Source organism: Mesorhizobium sp. M0778 (genome assembly GCF_040320105.1).
Lineage (GTDB): Bacteria > Pseudomonadota > Alphaproteobacteria > Rhizobiales > Rhizobiaceae > Mesorhizobium.
On the sequence record NZ_JAMYPA010000001.1, the window covers coordinates 228,004 to 245,500 of the forward strand.

Consider the following 17,497-nt stretch of genomic DNA (forward strand, 5'->3'; position numbering starts at 1 on the left):
CGGCGCGCCGTCCTTCACATCGCGGTAAAGCCGTTATCCACGAACAGATGGGCGCCGTTGACGAAGCTGGCCTCGTCGCTGGCCAGGAACAGGGCTGCCCTCGCCACCTCTTCCGGCTCGCCGATCCGCCCCTGCTGCGCCGCCATTGCCGCGTCTGAGACATCGACGCCGAGTTTGTCGAGATCGGCGACCTCGCGCAGGCCATGCGGCGTCCTAATGAAGCCGGGGCAGACCGCATTGCAGCGGACGTTGCGGTCGCGGAATTCGACGGCAATGGCACGCGCGAACATGTGGCAGGCACCCTTGGTGGTGTCGTAAAGCACCTCCATCGGCGTCGCCGCCACCGCCGAGATCGACGAGGTGCAGACGATGGAACCGCCGCCGGCGGCGATCATGCCGGGCAGCACGGCGCGCGTCATCAGGAACATCGAACGCACATTGACGGCATGCAGCCAGTCCCATTCCTGCAGCGTGGTCTCCAGGAAGGGTTTGATGACGATGGTGCCGGCATGGTTGAACAGAACCGTGACCGGGCCGAATTTTTCCATCACGCCCTTCACCGCCGCTTCGACCTGCCGCTCGTCCGATACGTCGGCGACCCAGTGCTCGGCGACCTGGCCGCGTTGCCTGATTGCCGCTGCGGTGGCAGCCGCCGCTTCGCCGTTGCGGTCGATGATCGCCACCTTGGCGCCCTCCGCCGCGAAAAGCTCCGAGGCCGCACCGCCCATTCCCGTCGCGCCGCCCGAAATGATGGCGACCTTGCCGGCCAGTCTTGTACCCATGTTTTGCTCCCTGCTGCCTTGCCGTGACGTCGCGGCTTTCCGCTCAAGCAGCGATGCTATCCCTCATCCATTGGATGGCCAAGGAGCCACAGACACATGGACCGGACGTTTTCTGCCGTCACCCCGGCACGCCTCAAAAAGGCAGCGCTAAGCAGTAAAAGCACTAATTTGTCTAGCAGTTGGAGAAAATTGTTCTAAAGATCGCGCGAAAATAGCACTCGACAAAGTCTACTGATTTTATAGATTAAGCGCCGAGACGGAGGTCGATATGTCCTATAGCCAGAACGCTCAGACTGCCCGCAAAGGCCAAAGGCTGAGTTCCGACCAGGTATGGCGGCCGGCCTACGCCGGCGCTTTCGCTTATCTCGTCTTTGCCCTTGCGTTCGTATTCACCGGGGCAGTGGTACTGGGGCTGATCCCCTGATTTGTAAAGGCTCTGATCGTCGAGGCTTCATCGGGATAGCGGCCTGCCGTTTGCAGAAATTCCGGAGTTGAATGAACCGAATGCCGGTGCGCTTTCGCGCGCCCTGATTCAACGTGATGGAGGAGATGGCAATGCCGATCGAGTTCACGCATGTTCCCGGTAAGATCCACGCTGCCGACGCCAGCTTTTTCTACGACTTTGTCGAGACCGCGACGAAGCTGTCACTGATCGAGGATGCCGGATTCCAGAAGATCGTCATCGACGACCAGGCCGGGCTGCTGACCAATATGGACCTTGCCGCCCAGACGCTGGACCGGACCTCCTCCCTCGAGGTCGTGCTCACGCATTGGGCGGGCGTGATCGAACCAACCGTGGCGGCGCGGCAGCTCGCTGCCCTCGACGCGAGAAGCCGTGGCCGGCTGTCGCTCAGGATGCTCAGCGAGCCGCTGAGCGACGACGATGCCGAGGCACGTCCGGCCGGCCATACGGTGGTCTGGCAACGCATCGACGAATATCTGGTGCTACTGAAGCGGTTGTGGTCGAACGACAGGCCGTTCGACCATGAAGGCGCCTTTTACAGCGTCAACGGCGGCTATGTGCCGCGCAAGGGGCCGCATGGTGCCGACGTGACCATCCGCATGGGCGGACAGTCGGGCACGGCGCTCAGGGTCGCGGGCAGGCATGCGGATGTGTTCGAGCTGGCGCCCGGCTCGCTTGCAGAAATCCGACAGTCAATGGAGCGCGTACGCGGCGCTGCCGCCGAACACGGTCGGGCCGGCAAGCTGCGTTTCGCGCTTCCCGTCCGAATCCGTTCGGAAGACCGAATCCGTTCGGAAGATAAGCCGGCCGCTTCCTGCCAGAAGGCGCTCGAACTTGCCGGGCCGCCGGCGCAGGTCGCGCTGTCGCTGCTTTCCTACGCCGCTTTGGGGATCAAGGAGTTCATGATCGTCGGCGTCGACAGGCCGCGCGAGATTGCGACTGCCGGCCGCGAGGCGATCGCACTGCTGCGCAACTCGCTGGCGCGGCGCGAGGCCGATATCCCTCAGCCGGGGGCGTTTGCGTCCCGTGCGACACAGGGCGCGAGAGCCGGCTGCTGAAGAGCCCCCGTCGTCCCGCGCCTTGCTGACGGGTCTACCACCATTCCGGGAAAGCCGCGTGAGCGGCCCTGGCCAGCGTCGGGATTTCCTGATCGGGAACGGAGCTGTAGGGCCAGAGCAGTCGCGGGCCGAGTGGCGCCCAGCCGCCGGCCGCCGCCATCGCCTTGTCGAGCGCTGCATCGCTGACATTGTAACGGGTGCGAAACGGTAGGACATGTGCGGCGAGGAAGGCCTGTATGCGGGCCTCGACCTCGGCAGCGGCGGCCATGTCGGTGCGGATCATCTGCCACCACTGTACCGCACCCTTCGGGTTGAGGCAGGCAACGTTGGAATAGCTGCCATGGGCTCCCCCAGCATAGCCTGTCGCCAGCGTGTGGCCGGGGACGAAGACGGAGAATCCGTCCAGTTTGTGGCGCATATCGGCATACCAGTCGGCGTCACCGCCCGGCAGTTTGGCGCCGACCAGCGACGGCACGGCCGCGCGCAGCCGGGCGATGCCTTCGAGTGTCAGGCGACGCTTGGCGTGCGGCGGGTTGTAGAGCACCAGCGGCGTTTCGGGCGCGGCCTCGCAGAGGCGGCCGACAAAACGCATGACCTCGTCGTCGCTGGGCGGCCACCAGTCGGGCAGTGTGAATTGCACCGCCGCCGGGCCAAACGCCGAGACCCGCGTCAGCCGCTCCAGTGCGACGCGCGGATTGGACTGGCTGATGCCGATCTGGAAAGGAAGGCGCGCGCCGCCGGCTGTTGCGGCGACCAGCCCACAAAGCCGGTCGAATTCGGGCTCGGTCTGGCAATGGAATTCGCAGGCCGTGCCATTGGAATAGACGCCGTCGACGCCTGACGCGCAAAGCCGCGCGATCGTCTCTTCCGTCGCCTGCCAGTCGATCGCTCCGCGATCGTCGATGGCCAGCATCACCGCGCCCCAGACGCCGCGCGGTGCGTGTGCGGGCAAGCGGGCCAGATGGTCGTCGAGGTCAGCGTGCACCGGCGATCTCGTGTTCGTGGCGGGTTTCGTTCGACGCGAAGGCAGCCTCGATAATGCCGATGATCTTGCGTGCATAGAGACCGTCGACCGGCACCGGCGTGTCGTCGGCAATGGCATCGCGCATCGCGCTCCATTCGCGCACCAGCGCGTTGTGCATCCAGTTCGGTTCGAATGAACCGGGCAACTCGGTCCAGACCGTATCGCGTCCAAGCATCGTGCCGCGATCCATGTCGATGCGCAGCGTTCCCTGCTCGCAGACCAGATCCATGGCGTAGGTGGTAGCGCCGGTGCGATAGCCGATGCTCTGCACCTGGCCGATGCCGCCGCCGGCGAAGCGCAGCCCAAGCAAGGCGCTGTCGTCTGCTTCCTGGTCATGGAACTTGGCGCCGAGCATGCCGCTCACCGACACGACATCGTCATCCATCAGCCAGACCAGGCGGTCGAGCGCGTGGATGCCGGCCGTCAGCAGCATGCCGCCGCCGGTCGACTTGCGCAGATGCCAGTCGCGGCGATTGTGCTCCATCCATAGCTTGATGATCCAGCTCGATCCGATGAGCGGCCGGCCGAGCTCTCCTTGCTCCAGCTTCTGCCTGGCTGCCATGCAGGGCAGGGCGAAATGCATGAGATGGGCGACCATCAGCTTGACGCCGCTATCGGTTACGGCGGCGTTGATCGCGTCGCAGGCAGCCGCCGTCGGCGCCATCGGCTTTTCGAGCAGGATGTGCTTGCCGGCGTTTGCTGCGCCGATGGCCATTTCGGCATGGAGATGGTGCGGGGTGGCAATGAGGACCGCGTCGACCTCCTTGTCGTCCAGCAGCTTGCGCCAATCAGTGTAGCCGCAGCCGCCATATTCGGCGGTGAAGCGCTCCAGCGCATCGGCATTTCCACGAGAGGCGGCGACGAGACGAATGTCTCCCACCTCACGGATTGCCCGCGCATGGGCTGCGCCGAAATCGCCGACGCCGATAATTCCTATTCCAATCATGATCCTGCCTTTTCATAAGCGGCGTCGATCAGAGACATCGCCGCAACATAATCCTCGATGGACACCGGCGGAGGCGCCTTTCTGGCCAGCCGGTCAAGCGTATCGCGCATGAACAGACGATAGCGCGTTGCCGGCAGTTCGACCGGCAAATCGGCAACGGCCGCATCGTCGAGCGTTGCGCAGGTGGCATGGTCGCCATGATCGATGAGGGTGGCATTGGCACTGACGATACGCCACTCGAAGTCACCGCCGGGGCGCATCGAGGCAAAGGTGTAACCGGCCTCGACGATGAACACCGCGCCGGCCTCGTCTTCCAGCACCAGCAGCGCATGGTCCTCGACCGGGCCGGGATGAATGCGGTTCGCGATCGAAACGCTTTTCAGGCCGAGCTTGCCGGTTGCGAGGCTGAGTGCCGCGTCGACGCCGTGTATGCCGAGATTCCTCAACGCACCCCCGCCGCCAACCGCCGGATCGACGACCCAGGCGACACCGTCGGCGATGTAGCGTTGCGGCGGGCCGTTGACCAGCCGGAACTGGCAATGCGCCACCGGCCCGGCGCGACCTTGCCGGCGCAGCCGTTCAAAGCCGGCAACGGCCGGCCCGAAACGGTTGGGCAGGGGAACAGCGACAAAAGCCTGGTGCTGCCTGGCAAGCTCGCGCAGCGCCATCAGTTCCCTCGTATGGCTGGCCGCCGGCTTCTCCAGGATCAGCGGTATCCCTGCCGCGATGATCGCGCGTGCCCGCGCCGGCACCATCGAAGGGTGCCCCATCAACAGGATCGCATCCGGCGGGCTGGAGAGTATCTCCGTGAAATCTTTGATAAACGGCAGATCGTGGTGCGCGGCGAACCCATGCGCTTGGCCAGGATCCTCGTCCCAGATGCCGGCGATCTCCGCACCGTAAAAGCGTGCGGCGTCGAGGTGCATTTCGGCGTGCCAGTGGCTCGAGCCGGCGAGGGTAATCTTCATTCGAAGGCAGTAGGTTTGTTATGGGCTTGCAGGATATCCTACAAGTAGCTATACGACAAGCGGGCAGGCTAATCCGGCGGATGATGAAAGCAGTGGGATGGCGGAACTGAAGTCGATCGAACCGTTGAGCAGACCGCCGCTTCTTCACGTCACCGTGCAGGAAAGCCTCAGGGCCTATATCGAAAGCAACCAGCTCAAGGCAGGCGATCCCTTGCCGCCGGAAACGTTCCTGGCGCAGCGGCTCGGCGTCGGCCGCAACTCCGTGCGGGAAGCCATCAAGGCGCTGGAATCGATCGGCATCCTGGAGACGCGGCGCGGCATCGGCGTCTTCGTCAAGGAGTTCTCGTTCAAGCCGCTGCTGGATAACCTGGCATACGGCTTGCAGGATTCGCTGCGCGATGTCGAAGAGCTGCGCGAAATCCGCCGCGTGCTGGAAACCGGCCTCATCGCCAAGACGATCGAGATGATCAGTGCCGAGGATATCGAGGCGCTGCGCCAGTTGACCGAGCGCATGCGGCAACGTGCCGAGCGCCATGAGAGCTTCGCCGAAGAGGACCAGCAATTCCACCAGCTGCTGTTCCGCTGCCAGAACAATCACATGCTGAGCGCACTGATCGACATCTTCTGGACGGCGTTCGACAAGGCCTCGAATTTCACCAATCTCGATAATCCGACGCCGCTGGCGACATGGCGCGACCATCACGAGATCGTCGAGGCTGTCGCCGCCAAGGATGTCGACCAGGCGCGTCGGCGGCTCGACGACCATTACCGGGGGATCCAGCAGGTTATCGCCAAAAACCGAGCAAGCTGAAGAACAACCTGAATATGCCAAGGGAGGAAACCATGCGCATCAGGACCATCGCATTCTCAGTCGCCGGGCTGCTGCTCGCCAGCATTGCCCCATTGACCAATGTCCAGGCACAAAGCGCCAAGACCATTGCGGGCGGCTTCGACGTCGGCCCGGGCGGTTTTCCCAAGAACTTCAACCCGCTGGTCGCGACCGGCGGCTACACCTGGCTCAGCACCTATTTCGAACCGCTGGTCATCTTCAATGCCGGGCTGACCGAGATCGAAGGCGACCTCGCCAAGGACTACAAGATCAGCGACGACCAGCTGAGCTATACGTTCAACCTGGTCAACGAGACCTGGCATGACGGCAAACCGTTCACCTCGAAGGACGTCAAGTTCACCCTCGAGCTTGCCAAGAACAAGGCCTCCGGCAGCCTGTTTGCCGCCCGCCTCGCCAACATCGCCTCGGTCGATGCACCGGATGACCACACCGCAGTGGTGAAGCTATCGAAACCGAACGGCTCGTTTCTATCCATCCTCTCGCAGCTAATGATCCTGCCGGAGCATGCCCTGGCCGCTCTGCCGCCGGAATCACTGGCGACAAGCACCTGGTGGTCGACCGCTCCGGTTGGCACCGGCCCGTTCAAGTTCAAGCGCTACGTGACCGACCAATATGTCGAACTGGCAGCCGATGACGACTATCGCAGCGGCAAGCCGAAGGTAGACGTGCTCATCAACCGCTATTTCGAGTCGCCGGCGGCGGCCGTCGCCGCGCTCCGCGCCGGCGAGATCCAGTTCACCTATGTCGAGCCCGACGATGCGGCATCCTTCAAGAGCGACAGCAATTTCAAGGTGATCGAAGGTGCCTCGTACGTGGTCAACTATATCGGCCTGAACCAGAAGGTCGACCTGTTTAGGGATATCCGTGTCCGCCAGGCGATTATGTATGCGATCGATCGCAACGCCATCATCGACAGCCTCTACGGCGGTGCCGCCAAGCCAGCCAATTGCGGCTATGTCGCGCCGCATCTCGTTCCGGCAGACCTCGAACCCTATGCCTACGATCCGGCAAAGGCCAAGGCGCTGCTGACCGAGGCGGGCTGGGACAAGATCAATGGCGACAAGCCGATCACCTTGCTGACCTATTACGGCTCGCCGCAAGCCGCCAACGTGATGGCCGCTGTCCAGTCGATGCTGGCCGAGGTCGGCATCAATGTGGTGCCGCGCGTCGTCGATACGCCGACCTACAATGGCATCGTCTACAAGCAAGGCACGCCGGACTGGAATGCATTTCCGATGGTTTATGCCGGCCTGCAGAACGGCCCCAACCCGGCCGGCCTCAATCCCGGCCTCAACAAGTCGCAGATTCCGCCGGCAGGCTTCAACACCATGCGCATCGAGTTCGACGACCTGAGCACCGCGTTGGACGCCGCGCTCGGCCAAACCGATCCGGCCAAGCTCGATCAATCCTGGCAGGAGGTCTGCAAGGTCATGAACAAGGAGCTACCCTGGGCGACGTTGTGGGTGGCCAACCGCTATGGCGTGGCCTCCAACAAGCTGCGTGACTTCGTCTGGACGCCGGCGCCGGGCGGCGGTCCTTATGCAGCTCACCCCGAGCGCTGGGACATCCAGTAAGAACTCCGCAACCAAGCGAGCAGGCGGAACCACTTTGGCGCCGCCTGCCACGGCCACGGAAAGCCCATGTTGAGCTTCATCGCCCGCCGCAGCGCCACAGGACTGCTGATGCTGGTCGCGCTCAGCGTCCTCATCTTCATCCTGCTGCGGCTGGCGCCGGGCGATCCGATCGACGCCTATATCAACCCGTCGGTCCCCATGTCGGCTTCCGACCTCGAGGGCCTGCGCGAACGGCTCGGGCTCGATCGGCCGCTTCCCGTGCAATATCTCGCCTGGCTGCGCGCGGCGCTGAGCGGTGACTTCGGCTATTCGATCCAGCGCAGCGGCGTTGCCGTGCTGCCACTGGTCATGGAACGCATCGGCCCGACGGCGCTGCTGATGGGCACGGGCCTGGCGATCGCCATCGTGCTCGGCATTTCCGCCGGCATTTTCAGCGCGGTGCGCCGTAACGAACCGTCCGACATCGCGCTGTCGGTGCTGTCGTTTATCGGTATCTCCAGCCCGGCTTTCCTGACGGCGCTGCTCGGTCTCTATTTCTTCTCAGTGCTGCTGCGCTGGGCGCCGTCCGGCGGCATGCACACGGCCGGCGCGCCGTTCTCGATGACGGATGTGCTAGCGCACCTCATCCTGCCCGCCTGCCTGCTGTCCATCGGCCATGCCGCGCTGATCATGCGCTACATGCGCGCTTCGCTGCTGGAAGTGCTCAACCAGGACTACGTGCGGACGGCGCGCGCCAAGGGCGTGCGCGAGTTCTGGGTGATCATCAAGCACGCCACCCGCAATGCGCTCTTGCCGGTCATTACCCTGATCGGCTCGACCGTCGGCATCGCCGTCGGCGGCGCCATCTTCCTGGAAAGCGTGTTCAACTGGCCGGGCATGGGACTGCTTCTGGTCAACGCCGTCGGCACCCGCGATTACCCGGTGATCATGGGCGCTACCCTGGTGATCGGCGTTTGCGTCATCCTGGTCAACCTCTTGACCGACGTCGTCTATGCCGTCGTCGACCCGCGCATTCAGGTGGCATGATGGCAATCACCGCGCCAGATCCTACAGTTGACCCGACAGCCGTGCCGAAAGCCAAAGGCCCGCTTCGCCGCGCGTTCGACCGCTTTTTTGAAAACCGAGCGGCACGCGCCGGGCTTTTGATCGTCATCCCGATCCTGTTGGCGGTTTCGACCTATCCTCTGTGGTGGCCGTTCGGCCCGAACGCCATCGACCTCAGGGCGATGAACAAGGCGCCGTCCGCCATTCATTGGCTGGGCAGCGATGGCGTTGGGCGTGATGTCATGGCACGGTTGCTGCAAGGCGCGCGGATCTCACTGCTGGTTGCTATCTGTTCGGTTGCCATCTCGACCGTCATCGGCTTCCTGATCGGCGCCGTCGCCAGCTTTGGCGGGCGTCTCGTCGACGGAACGGTGATGCGCCTGGTCGATCTGGCGATGACGCTGCCGCCGGTGATCTTCCTGCTGGTGCTGGCTTCGATTGCCGGCACCGGCATCGCCCCGACCATCCTGGTGATCTCGCTGCTCTCCTGGCCAGTGCTGTCGCGCATGGTGCGCGCCCGGCTGCTCGAACTGCGCGAGCGCGATTTCGTCGTTGCGGCCCGGGGCATGGGCGCGGGGCTGCCGCATCTGCTGTTCCGGCATGGCCTGCCCAACTGCATCGATATCCTGGTCGTCTACGCCACCTTGCAGATCGCCAACGCTATCCTGCTCGAAGCCGGCCTGTCCTTTCTCGGCCTTGGCATCGCACCGCCAGAAGCCAGCTGGGGCAACATGCTCAATCTCGCCCGCTCCACCGTCGTGCTGGAAAATTACCCGTGGCAATGGATGTTCCCGGGCGCCGCACTGGTGCTCACCGTCCTCGCCATCAATTTCATCGGCGACGGCTTGCGCGATGCATTCGATCCTCGCTCCGATCTCAACTGACCTCAAAGGTTCATCAAAATGCCCCTGTTTACCGGCGTCGTGCCACCTGTCGTCACCCCGCTCAATGCCGATTTCAGCATCGACTTCCCGTCGTTCACCCGCACCATCGAGAACCTGCTCGACGGCGGTGTCCACGGGCTGTTCGTGCTCGGCTCGACCAGCGAGGTGGTCTTCCACGACGAGGCAGGCCGCAGGGCCATCCTCGAGCATGCAGTCAAGGTCAATAACGGCCGGGTTCCGATCTTCGCTGGGGTCATCGACCCGACGACCGATCGTGTCATCAACCACGCACGCATCGCCAGATCGGCCGGCGTCGACGCTATTGTTGTCACCGCGCCGTTTTATACCCGCACCAGCCAGCCGGAGATCGGCGACCACTTCCGCTATATCAAGGATGCGATCGACATTCCCGTCATCGCCTACGACATCCCGGTCTGCGTTCACGTCAAGCTGGAGCGCAAGACCACGGTCGGCCTCGCCAGGGAAGGCGCCATCGCGGGCATCAAGGATTCCAGCGGCGATGACGGCAATCTGCGTTACGTGCTCAAGGATATGGCCGACGATCCGGGTTTCTTCGGCATGACCGGCTCCGAGATCCTGGTCGACAGTGTGCTGGCCATGGGCGCGCATGGCGTCGTGCCGGGCCTCGCCAATGTCGACCCGCATGGTTACGTCAGGCTGTGGAAGCTGACGCAGGCCGGCCAGCATGCCGAAGCACGGCTAGAGCAGGAGCGATTGTTGAAACTGTTCGAGATCGTCTGGATCTCGCTCGGCAGGACAAGCGCCGGCTCGGCCGGCGTCGGCGCCTTCAAGGCAGCGATGAAGAGCCTCGGCATCATCGCCTCGAACACCATGGCGCGGCCGCAACGCAGTCTGAACGGGAAGGAAACCGCAAAGATCGACATGATCCTTCGCGACGTGGGGCTGCTCCGCTGAGTGTCGCGCCGATACTCTCGATTTCCGGCCTGCGCGCGGTGTTCCGCATTGCGGGGCGCGACATCGCGGCGGTAACGGATGTCGACCTGACGATCGGCTCCGGCGAGACGGTGGCGCTCGTCGGCGAATCCGGATCCGGCAAATCCGTCACCAGCCTGTCGATCATCGGCCTGTTGCCGAAAAGGGTCGGGCATATCTCTGAGGGGTCGATCGCGCTGCGGCGCAAGAACGGCACGGTCACCGAGCTGACCAGCCTCGATGCCGAGTCGCTGCGCAAGATACGCGGCAACGAGATCGGCATGGTGTTCCAGGAGCCGATGGCCAGCCTCAACCCGGTCTACACGATCGGCGAGCAGATTGCCGAGCCGATCCGCATCCATCTCGGCAAATCGCATCGCGAGGCAGAAGCAGACGCGGTGCGGCTGCTGGAGCAGGTCGGCATTCCCGATCCGAAGCGGCGGGCGCGACAGTATCCGCACGAGCTGTCGGGCGGGATGCGCCAGCGCGCCACTATCGCCATGGCCCTGTCCTGCGATCCAGGCTTGCTGATCGCCGATGAGCCGACAACCGCGCTGGACGTCACAATCCAGGCCCAGATTCTCGATCTTTTGGCCGAGCTGCAGGCGCAGCGCGGCATGGGCATCCTGTTCGTCACTCACAATCTCGGCGTCGTAGCCGAAATTGCCGACCGGGTAGCGGTGATGTATGCCGGGCGTATCGTCGAAACAGGTCCGGTGAGCGAAGTGTTCACCCGCCCGCGTCATCCCTATACGGCGGGGTTGATGCGCTCGGTGCCGAGGCTCGGCGAGGCCACGGCGCTGAAGATAGCGGGGACGCCGCTGCCGACCATTGCCGGAAATGTTCCGTCGCTCGCCTTGCTGCCCAAGGGCTGTTCCTTCGCGCCGCGCTGCCCGATGGCTATCACTGCCTGCCGCGCCGCGGTGCCGCCATTGTTTGCGGCGACGCCGACCCAGCAAAGCCGCTGCGTGCGCTGGGAGGAGCTCTGATGGAGGGCGCCCCGTTCCTATCGGTCAAAAACCTGACCAAGCATTTTGCGCCGACCGCGTTTTCGCGCGGCCCCATCGTCAGGGCACTGGAGGATATTTCGTTCGAGGTCAGGCGTGGTCAGGTGGTCGGGCTGGTCGGCGAATCCGGCTCCGGCAAGACCACGATCGGCCGCTCGGTGCTGCGTCTGATCGAGCCGACATCCGGCCAGATCAGCTATGGCGGCACCGACATCACCAGGCTGGGTGCCGCCCAGTTGCGCCGCCAGCGCCGCAAGATGCAGTATATTTTCCAGGATCCCTTCGCCAGCCTGTCGCCGCGCATGACGATCGGGCAGATCCTCACCGAAGGCTTGGACATTCAAGGCATTGGCAGGAAATCCGAGCGGCGGGCGAAGGCCGAGAAGGCACTTGCCGCGGTCGAGTTGCCGGTCGACGCCTATGATCGCTACGCCCATGAATTCTCGGGCGGCCAGCGCCAGCGCATCGGCATCGCCCGGGCGCTGACGCTCGAGCCGGAATTCATTGTCGCCGACGAGCCGGTCTCGGCGCTCGACGTCTCGATCCAGGCCCAAATCATCAATTTGTTGCGCGACCTGCAGCTCCGGCTTGGGCTGACCATGCTGTTCATTTCGCACGATCTGGCCGTGGTCGAGTACATCTGCGACACGGTCATCGTGCTCTATCTCGGGCGCATCATGGAGGTTGCGCCGGCGGCCGAGCTCTATGCCCGGCCGCAGCATCCCTATACGCGCGCGCTGCTGTCGGCCATTCCGTCGCTCGATCCGTTGGCCAGGCAAGACCGGCAGGTGCTCAAGGGCGATATTCCCAGCCCGGCAAACCCGCCGTCGGGCTGTGTTTTCCGGACCCGTTGCCCGTTTGCGCTGGAGGCTTGCGCCGGGGCTGTGCCGCCGCTGAGGGCGACAGCCGAGGGTCATCTGAAGGCCTGCATCCGCGACGACATCGCTTAGGTTTTTTGCCCTGTGCCTACGCGAGAACTTGGGCGAGATGGACAAGGTCGTCGGCCACAAAGTCCCAGCTCTCAAGAGGCGAGAGATCGGTCGTCTGCGCCGGACCATGCTCTTTCGGCCGAGCAACAAAAGCGGTTCCGATACCGCACCTTCGTGCCGCAGCCAGGTCGTCGTTATGCCCGGCGACTAACACGGCCTCCGAAGGTCGCACCCCCAGGATCTCCACTGCGCGGAGATAAGCCTGTGGCGCAGGCTTGTAGGTGCCGAACACATCCGAGCCAAGGACGGTGTCCCAAGGCAGGCCGGCGCGCTTGGCAATATCCAGTAACAGCCGGGTATTGCCCCCGGACAACGGCGCGATGATGAAGCGTTCCCTCAGCCTCGCAAGGCCTTTCAGCGAATCGGGCCACGGCTCCAGCCGATGCCAGGCGAGATTGAGTTCCTCAACTTCGGCGGCCGGCAGCTCGGATGGGGTCAGCCCGAACTGGACGAGAGCGGCGTCCAGATTCTCCCGGTTTATCCCGTCGAGTGAAACGAAAGGCCGGTGCCCTGTCCGCACCGCTTCGGTCGAGGCGTCATAACGCAACGCCCATGCATCGGCGAATTCACCGGGATCGACCTGCTGTGCACCATTTCGCGCGAGGAAGGCGCCGGCCTCCCTTGCGATACCGCTGCGCCAGTCAACGACGGTTCCCAGAACATCGAAGAATAGGACTCGAATAGTGGTCATATTGAGCTTCCGGTCGGGGTTGCGGTGCGTGTCCTGCCGCATCGGTCGCGATAGGACGGATCGACCTCGTCGAGCTGCTGATCAGATAGTCGAAATGTTTAAAAGCCTGATCGCGAAGGTGGTTCCCCCAACCTCATTGAAACGTCATCGACGCCAACCCATATGCAATCGGCGTCGGATGTTTCCTCCCATTCGTCCGGCGCGTTCCCCTCTGAAGGTTTTCGACCTTCACATCTGGCCGGGCTTGCAGCCCGGCCTTTTTTCTGCCGGGCTCGGTGAGCGAGCCGAGATCATGGCGCAGGCGTGCCGGGCGTATCGATGCGTTTGGTCAGCGCCGCGGGATCGCCAAGCACGCGCAGCGTCTTCAGTCGCGCGGTGCCGCCGGCGACGACCGAGACGGCTGATGCGGGTACGTCAAGCGCCTTGGCGACCAGCCTTTCCAGCGCTCGATTGGCGGCCCCGTTTTCCGGCACGGCGCGGACACGGGCTTTTAAATAGCTTCGCCCATCCGCCGATGTCTCGATGCCTTCCAGCCTGTCCATCGCTGATTTCGGCGTCAGCCGGACGAACAGGTCGATGCCGTCGGCGCGAAGTCGAAAGAAACGGTTCGTCCCGTGACTCACATCGATCCGATACCGAACATCGGCTGAACCGTCGTGTCTAGGAAGACGCTGATAAATGTCAGCGCCAGCAACAGGATGATCGGCGAGATATCGATGCCGCCAAGGTCCGGGAGAATGCGGCGGATCGGCCGCAATGCCGGCTCGGTCAGTCGATAGAGCATGTTGCCGATCGAGTCGACAAGCTGGTTACGCGAATTGACGACGTTAAAGGCGTAAAGCCAAGAGAAGATAGCCGCGCCAATCACAATATACCAATAGATATTAATCGCGGCATGCAGCGTGTAAAAGACTGCGATCATCGGTTGCTCCTTGCGAACGCCCGACATGTAGCCACTGCAGGGGAAAGCGGCAAGAGCCGCCTCTGCCGCATGGCGAAGCCGGACCAGCGGCAGACGAGAATTCGGCGACACGCACAGCCTTGACAGGAAACCTCAGCGGCCGATAAAAGCCCCATCCGCTGGACGGGGCTGTAGCTCAGCTGGGAGAGCGCGTCGTTCGCAATGACGAGGTCAGGAGTTCGATCCTCCTCAGCTCCACCAGCGGATTTTTCGAATCCCCTTGCCTGGTTGCATGCCGAAGACAGCGGCCTTGGGCGTTGTTCCGCTTGCGCAAGCTTACTCGGGCAGGGGCGATTTCGCGACGCCGAGAGAAGGCCGCTCGCGACTTGCGGCCATCGACCGGCGTTTACGAACGCGTTAGGCATCGGGCGGCAAAGATCAGCCTCTCAGGTCGCTCGTCCGGCAGGCCAGAGGGCGTTGCCTCCTTCTCCAACCTTCCGAACGACCCCCTAACCTTGCTGCGCTGAGCGTCGCTTCGGCACCATGACCACCTCGAAAAACGCCCCGTAAGCCATCCGTAAGCCACGTTATCGGAACCTCACCCCGTCGATAAAAGTCGATTGCCGCAGGCCCTTCGCCTGTGTCCATCGATCAGGCGGCGGGGGTTTGAAATGGCGGCTACTTCAGCACTTCGAGACAAAATCCGCGACGCCGGACCGAGCGCGCAGAGCGGTTCCAAAGGTTCTCAGCGCGGCCGGCACACAGCACCACCGGCAGCCTGCAAGCGCAGTTCCAGCGCGTCTTCAGGGCGTGCCGGCCGAAGCCCGCCAGGCTCTCGCAAACAGCTTGAATCGGCACATGCCTGCAATCGGCTCTAGGGGGAAGAGCCGATGTCGAAGCTTCACGCCAACCTGCTTCTCCTGCTTGCCGCCGCTTTGTGGGGTTTCGGCAATGTCTCGCAGAAGACTGTGCTCGGATATCTCGACCCGCTGAGCGCGGCCGGCATGCGCTGCCTGATCGCCGGACTTCTGGTGCTGCCGCTGATGATTGGAGAAAGCCGGGTAGCGAAGACCAAAGGTTTTCGCGCCAGCTTGGCAAGGGTCGGCGCGCTATTCGCCATTTCGATCGTTCTGCAGCAGATTGCCTATCTCGGCACCTCGGTCACCAATGCCAGCTTCCTGATCAGCACCGCGACCGTGATGACGCCGGTTGCAGCGTGGGTTCTGGTCGGGGAGCGGCTGACCGCGACGGTCGGGTTTGCCGCCGGCATGACCCTGATCGGCGCGCTGCTATTGTCTGGCGGCATCGCCGGCTTCAATGGCAACGACACGACGGTGGTGCTGTCGGCCGCATGCTATGCATTGTGGACGGTCGAGCTCGGCCGCCACATGCAAACCCATGGGCGCCCGTTTGCCACCATGGCGGCGCAGTTCCTCGGCACTGCGGCGGTCACCCTGCCGCTAGCCCTCTCGCATGGCAATTTGTCGGTCGCGACGGCACTCGACGCCTGGCCGCAACTGCTTGTGCTCGGCGTGTTCTCGACTGCCGCCGGCTTCGGCATCCAGACCGTTGCCCAGCGCTTTACCTCTGCCAGCCACGCAGCGGTGATCGTCAGCGCCGAAAGCCTGTTCGGCGCGACTGGCGCCGCCCTTTTTCTCGGTGAGCGGATCTCGCCCATGGGGGCTCTCGGCGCGATGATGATGCTCGGCACCATCCTCTATCTCGTCACCTCGCCCGGGCCGGCGAATCCGGCCGATCCCGTCATATCATCGCTGGAGGGAGCTCCATGAGCTTTGCCGACGCGAGCGGATTCCAGGCTGGGCTTGCGCTCGGCATGGCCTCGATGGCCTCGATAGGGCCGAACAACCTGATGATGATCAGGGAAGGCTTGCTGCGCGGGCGGGTGATGTTCGTGGCGAGCCTGGTGTGGGCGACCTATGTCGCCCTGATCGCCATCTCCTATATGCTCGGCAGCTCGATCGCCGGCCTCGATCCCTCACTCGGAACGGCGCTCTCCTGGCTTGGCCTGGCGGCGGTCTCCTGGTTTGCGGTGAAATCCTTTCGTGCAGCATTGGCCGTCGGCGAGGCCGAGGACCGCTCCGGCAAGGCCGAGACCAGCCGCTCCTGCGTAGCCCGCGTCATGGGCGTGGTCGGGATGAACCCGCTGACCTACGTCGAGCGGCTGTTCGTGCCGGCGGCGTTCGGCCAGTCTTTCGCTGCGAGTGGTACGCAGCTCGAATTCATGGTGACGCTGATCCTGATGTCGGCGCTCGGCTGTTACGGCTATGCGCTCGGCGGCGGCCTCGTGGCGCCGCTGCTGCGCAGCCGTGCCAGCCTGCGCATCTTCGATCTCATCTCCGGGCTCATCCTGTCCACCGTCGCATTGGTCATGGCCGTGGGGCTCGTCTCGCCATGACCGCCCGTAGCAAACGCCCGCTCATCGTGCCGTCAAATGCCACCGCAGCTGAAAAGGAGGATCCAATGCAATTCGACAACGACCGTGCGCCGTTCGGCCGGCATTTCGCGCTTTCAATCTGGAACGACGCGCCGGCCAGCTGGCGTGATGCCTCCGGGCTGGTCGATCGCCTCTCCTTCGAGCCGTCGATTATCGACTTAAAACCGAAATCTGCCGGCCCCAGTCGGACCGCCCGGGCGGTGTCGCGATTTGCGGCTGCCATCCGGGCGCGCATTTCCGGTCCGGGCGGCTACTACAATCTTGGCAACGCGCTGGGGCTGGCAATGGGCGTGGCGATGCACTCACCACCGGCCCTGAATGGGGTGCCGGCACCCTGTTCGACTATTTTGCCGGCAGCGGCAGCGCCGTGGCGTTGACGCTGGCGACGTCGATCTTCTTCTGCAGCGGCGAAGTCTATCACCGCGCCTGGGCTGGCCGCGATGTCCCCGATCCGGCGCTTAACCGGCGCGCCGATCTCCTGTCGGGGCTCGGCGCGATCGGGCTCGGCGTAGCGCTGTTCCTGCTCGGCCAACCGGTGCTGGCTGCGACTGCCGGACTGCTGCATGCGTTGGGAAAATTCGGCAGCGCCGTGCCCGGCATGATTGTGCCCGGCTGGCCGGCCAGGTGGCCCGATCCGTTCCGCAGTGCAGTGTTGGCCAGCCGCCTGCCTGCGGCATTGGCGGCAGCCCTTTCGGCCGGCTCCGCCGTGCCTGAAGTGTGGTCGGGGGCCTCACCCGCCCTTGTCACCGCGCCGCTGACATTGCTCGCCTGCTACGCGCTGTGGGCGAGGGCCGACCTTCTGCTGTTTGCCGACGCCGGCGAAAGCCCACCAACCCGTTCCGCCGCGGCGGGGCAGGGCGACTAGAGCCGCGCCCGCAGGACCATCGTTCAACTGAAGCCAAATGGA

The 17,497-nt window shown here is 63.9% G+C and carries 20 protein-coding genes and 1 tRNA gene; 14 read left to right on the forward strand and 7 right to left on the reverse strand.

Annotated features, from left to right (window positions below):
* Positions 1 to 14: 14 nt before the first annotated feature.
* On the reverse strand, positions 15 to 782 hold the full coding sequence (locus NKI22_RS01165) for an SDR family NAD(P)-dependent oxidoreductase (RefSeq protein WP_352480998.1): 768 nt from the start codon (positions 780 to 782) through the stop codon (positions 15 to 17).
* Positions 783 to 1,050: 268 nt separating this feature from the next.
* On the opposite strand from NKI22_RS01165, the gene NKI22_RS01170 reads away from it, so the two are divergent.
* Positions 1,051 to 1,206 carry a hypothetical protein gene (locus tag NKI22_RS01170; protein WP_292657228.1) on the forward strand — a complete coding sequence of 52 codons (156 nt, stop codon included), beginning with the start codon at positions 1,051 to 1,053 and terminating at the stop codon, positions 1,204 to 1,206.
* Positions 1,207 to 1,337: 131 nt separating this feature from the next.
* On the forward strand, positions 1,338 to 2,303 hold the full coding sequence (locus NKI22_RS01175; protein ID WP_352814958.1) for an LLM class flavin-dependent oxidoreductase: 966 nt from the start codon (positions 1,338 to 1,340) through the stop codon (positions 2,301 to 2,303).
* A 34-nt stretch (positions 2,304 to 2,337) separates the two neighbouring features.
* On the opposite strand, the gene NKI22_RS01180 is transcribed toward NKI22_RS01175, so the two are convergent.
* The 3 genes from NKI22_RS01180 to NKI22_RS01190 are packed head-to-tail and all read right to left on the reverse strand — an operon-like array spanning position 2,338 to position 5,241.
* Positions 2,338 to 3,288, reverse strand: a complete 951-nt coding sequence (locus NKI22_RS01180; protein ID WP_280940428.1) for a dihydrodipicolinate synthase family protein — start codon at positions 3,286 to 3,288, stop codon at positions 2,338 to 2,340.
* Positions 3,278 to 4,273, reverse strand: a complete 996-nt coding sequence (locus tag NKI22_RS01185) for a Gfo/Idh/MocA family protein (RefSeq protein ID WP_352937309.1) — start codon at positions 4,271 to 4,273, stop codon at positions 3,278 to 3,280. Before NKI22_RS01185 ends, NKI22_RS01180 begins: the two co-directional genes overlap by 11 nt.
* Positions 4,270 to 5,241: a Gfo/Idh/MocA family protein gene (locus tag NKI22_RS01190; RefSeq protein WP_352547108.1), complete on the reverse strand. Its 972-nt coding sequence runs from the start codon at positions 5,239 to 5,241 to the stop codon at positions 4,270 to 4,272. Before NKI22_RS01190 ends, NKI22_RS01185 begins: the two co-directional genes overlap by 4 nt.
* Before the next feature lie 97 nt (positions 5,242 to 5,338).
* On the opposite strand from NKI22_RS01190, the gene NKI22_RS01195 reads away from it, so the two are divergent.
* The 7 genes from NKI22_RS01195 (at position 5,339) to NKI22_RS01225 (ending at position 12,504) form a co-directional block, all read left to right on the forward strand.
* Complete coding sequence (locus tag NKI22_RS01195) at positions 5,339 to 6,052, forward strand: FadR/GntR family transcriptional regulator (protein ID WP_031194640.1); 714 nt, start codon at positions 5,339 to 5,341, stop codon at positions 6,050 to 6,052.
* A 32-nt stretch (positions 6,053 to 6,084) separates the two neighbouring features.
* Complete coding sequence (locus NKI22_RS01200; RefSeq protein ID WP_352494093.1) at positions 6,085 to 7,665, forward strand: ABC transporter substrate-binding protein; 1,581 nt, start codon at positions 6,085 to 6,087, stop codon at positions 7,663 to 7,665.
* Between the two features lie 66 nt (positions 7,666 to 7,731).
* Complete coding sequence (locus NKI22_RS01205; RefSeq protein ID WP_352494094.1) at positions 7,732 to 8,691, forward strand: ABC transporter permease; 960 nt, start codon at positions 7,732 to 7,734, stop codon at positions 8,689 to 8,691.
* A complete protein-coding gene (locus NKI22_RS01210; protein ID WP_502897676.1) occupies positions 8,688 to 9,593 on the forward strand; it encodes an ABC transporter permease in 906 nt (301 codons plus the stop codon). The genes NKI22_RS01205 and NKI22_RS01210 overlap by 4 nt, the downstream gene beginning before the upstream one ends.
* Before the next feature lie 18 nt (positions 9,594 to 9,611).
* Positions 9,612 to 10,529, forward strand: coding sequence for a dihydrodipicolinate synthase family protein (locus tag NKI22_RS01215; protein ID WP_352480992.1), 918 nt, complete (start codon positions 9,612 to 9,614; stop codon positions 10,527 to 10,529).
* Entirely contained in the window at positions 10,526 to 11,536 is a 1,011-nt protein-coding gene (locus tag NKI22_RS01220) for an ABC transporter ATP-binding protein (protein WP_352815086.1), read from the forward strand. The genes NKI22_RS01215 and NKI22_RS01220 overlap by 4 nt, the downstream gene beginning before the upstream one ends.
* Positions 11,536 to 12,504 carry an ABC transporter ATP-binding protein gene (locus NKI22_RS01225; protein WP_352480991.1) on the forward strand — a complete coding sequence of 323 codons (969 nt, stop codon included), beginning with the start codon at positions 11,536 to 11,538 and terminating at the stop codon, positions 12,502 to 12,504. The genes NKI22_RS01220 and NKI22_RS01225 overlap by 1 nt, the downstream gene beginning before the upstream one ends.
* Positions 12,505 to 12,520: 16 nt before the next feature.
* Here NKI22_RS01225 and NKI22_RS01230 read toward each other — a convergent pair whose 3' ends face one another.
* From NKI22_RS01230 to NKI22_RS01240, 3 genes are all read right to left on the reverse strand, one after another.
* A complete protein-coding gene (locus tag NKI22_RS01230) occupies positions 12,521 to 13,234 on the reverse strand; it encodes a haloacid dehalogenase type II (protein WP_352480990.1) in 714 nt (237 codons plus the stop codon).
* A 290-nt stretch (positions 13,235 to 13,524) separates the two neighbouring features.
* Positions 13,525 to 13,857 carry a DUF167 family protein gene (locus tag NKI22_RS01235; RefSeq protein WP_023721333.1) on the reverse strand — a complete coding sequence of 111 codons (333 nt, stop codon included), beginning with the start codon at positions 13,855 to 13,857 and terminating at the stop codon, positions 13,525 to 13,527.
* Complete coding sequence (locus NKI22_RS01240; protein WP_023721332.1) at positions 13,854 to 14,156, reverse strand: YggT family protein; 303 nt, start codon at positions 14,154 to 14,156, stop codon at positions 13,854 to 13,856. Before NKI22_RS01240 ends, NKI22_RS01235 begins: the two co-directional genes overlap by 4 nt.
* 164 nt (positions 14,157 to 14,320) lie before the next feature.
* Here NKI22_RS01240 and NKI22_RS01245 point away from each other — a divergent pair.
* From NKI22_RS01245 to NKI22_RS01265, 5 genes are all read left to right on the forward strand, one after another.
* A tRNA-Ala gene (locus NKI22_RS01245) sits at positions 14,321 to 14,396 on the forward strand.
* Positions 14,397 to 15,025: 629 nt separating this feature from the next.
* The gene (locus tag NKI22_RS01250) at positions 15,026 to 15,925 is read left to right on the forward strand and encodes a DMT family transporter (protein ID WP_352494097.1); all 900 of its coding nucleotides are present in this window, start codon (positions 15,026 to 15,028) and stop codon (positions 15,923 to 15,925) included.
* A complete protein-coding gene (locus NKI22_RS01255; RefSeq protein ID WP_023721330.1) occupies positions 15,922 to 16,551 on the forward strand; it encodes a LysE/ArgO family amino acid transporter in 630 nt (209 codons plus the stop codon). Before NKI22_RS01250 ends, NKI22_RS01255 begins: the two co-directional genes overlap by 4 nt.
* A 65-nt stretch (positions 16,552 to 16,616) precedes the next feature.
* Positions 16,617 to 16,967, forward strand: a complete 351-nt coding sequence (locus NKI22_RS01260) for a hypothetical protein (RefSeq protein WP_352588136.1) — start codon at positions 16,617 to 16,619, stop codon at positions 16,965 to 16,967.
* A complete protein-coding gene (locus tag NKI22_RS01265; RefSeq protein ID WP_352814965.1) occupies positions 16,958 to 17,455 on the forward strand; it encodes a hypothetical protein in 498 nt (165 codons plus the stop codon). The genes NKI22_RS01260 and NKI22_RS01265 overlap by 10 nt, the downstream gene beginning before the upstream one ends.
* The last annotated feature ends 42 nt before the right edge of the window (positions 17,456 to 17,497 follow it).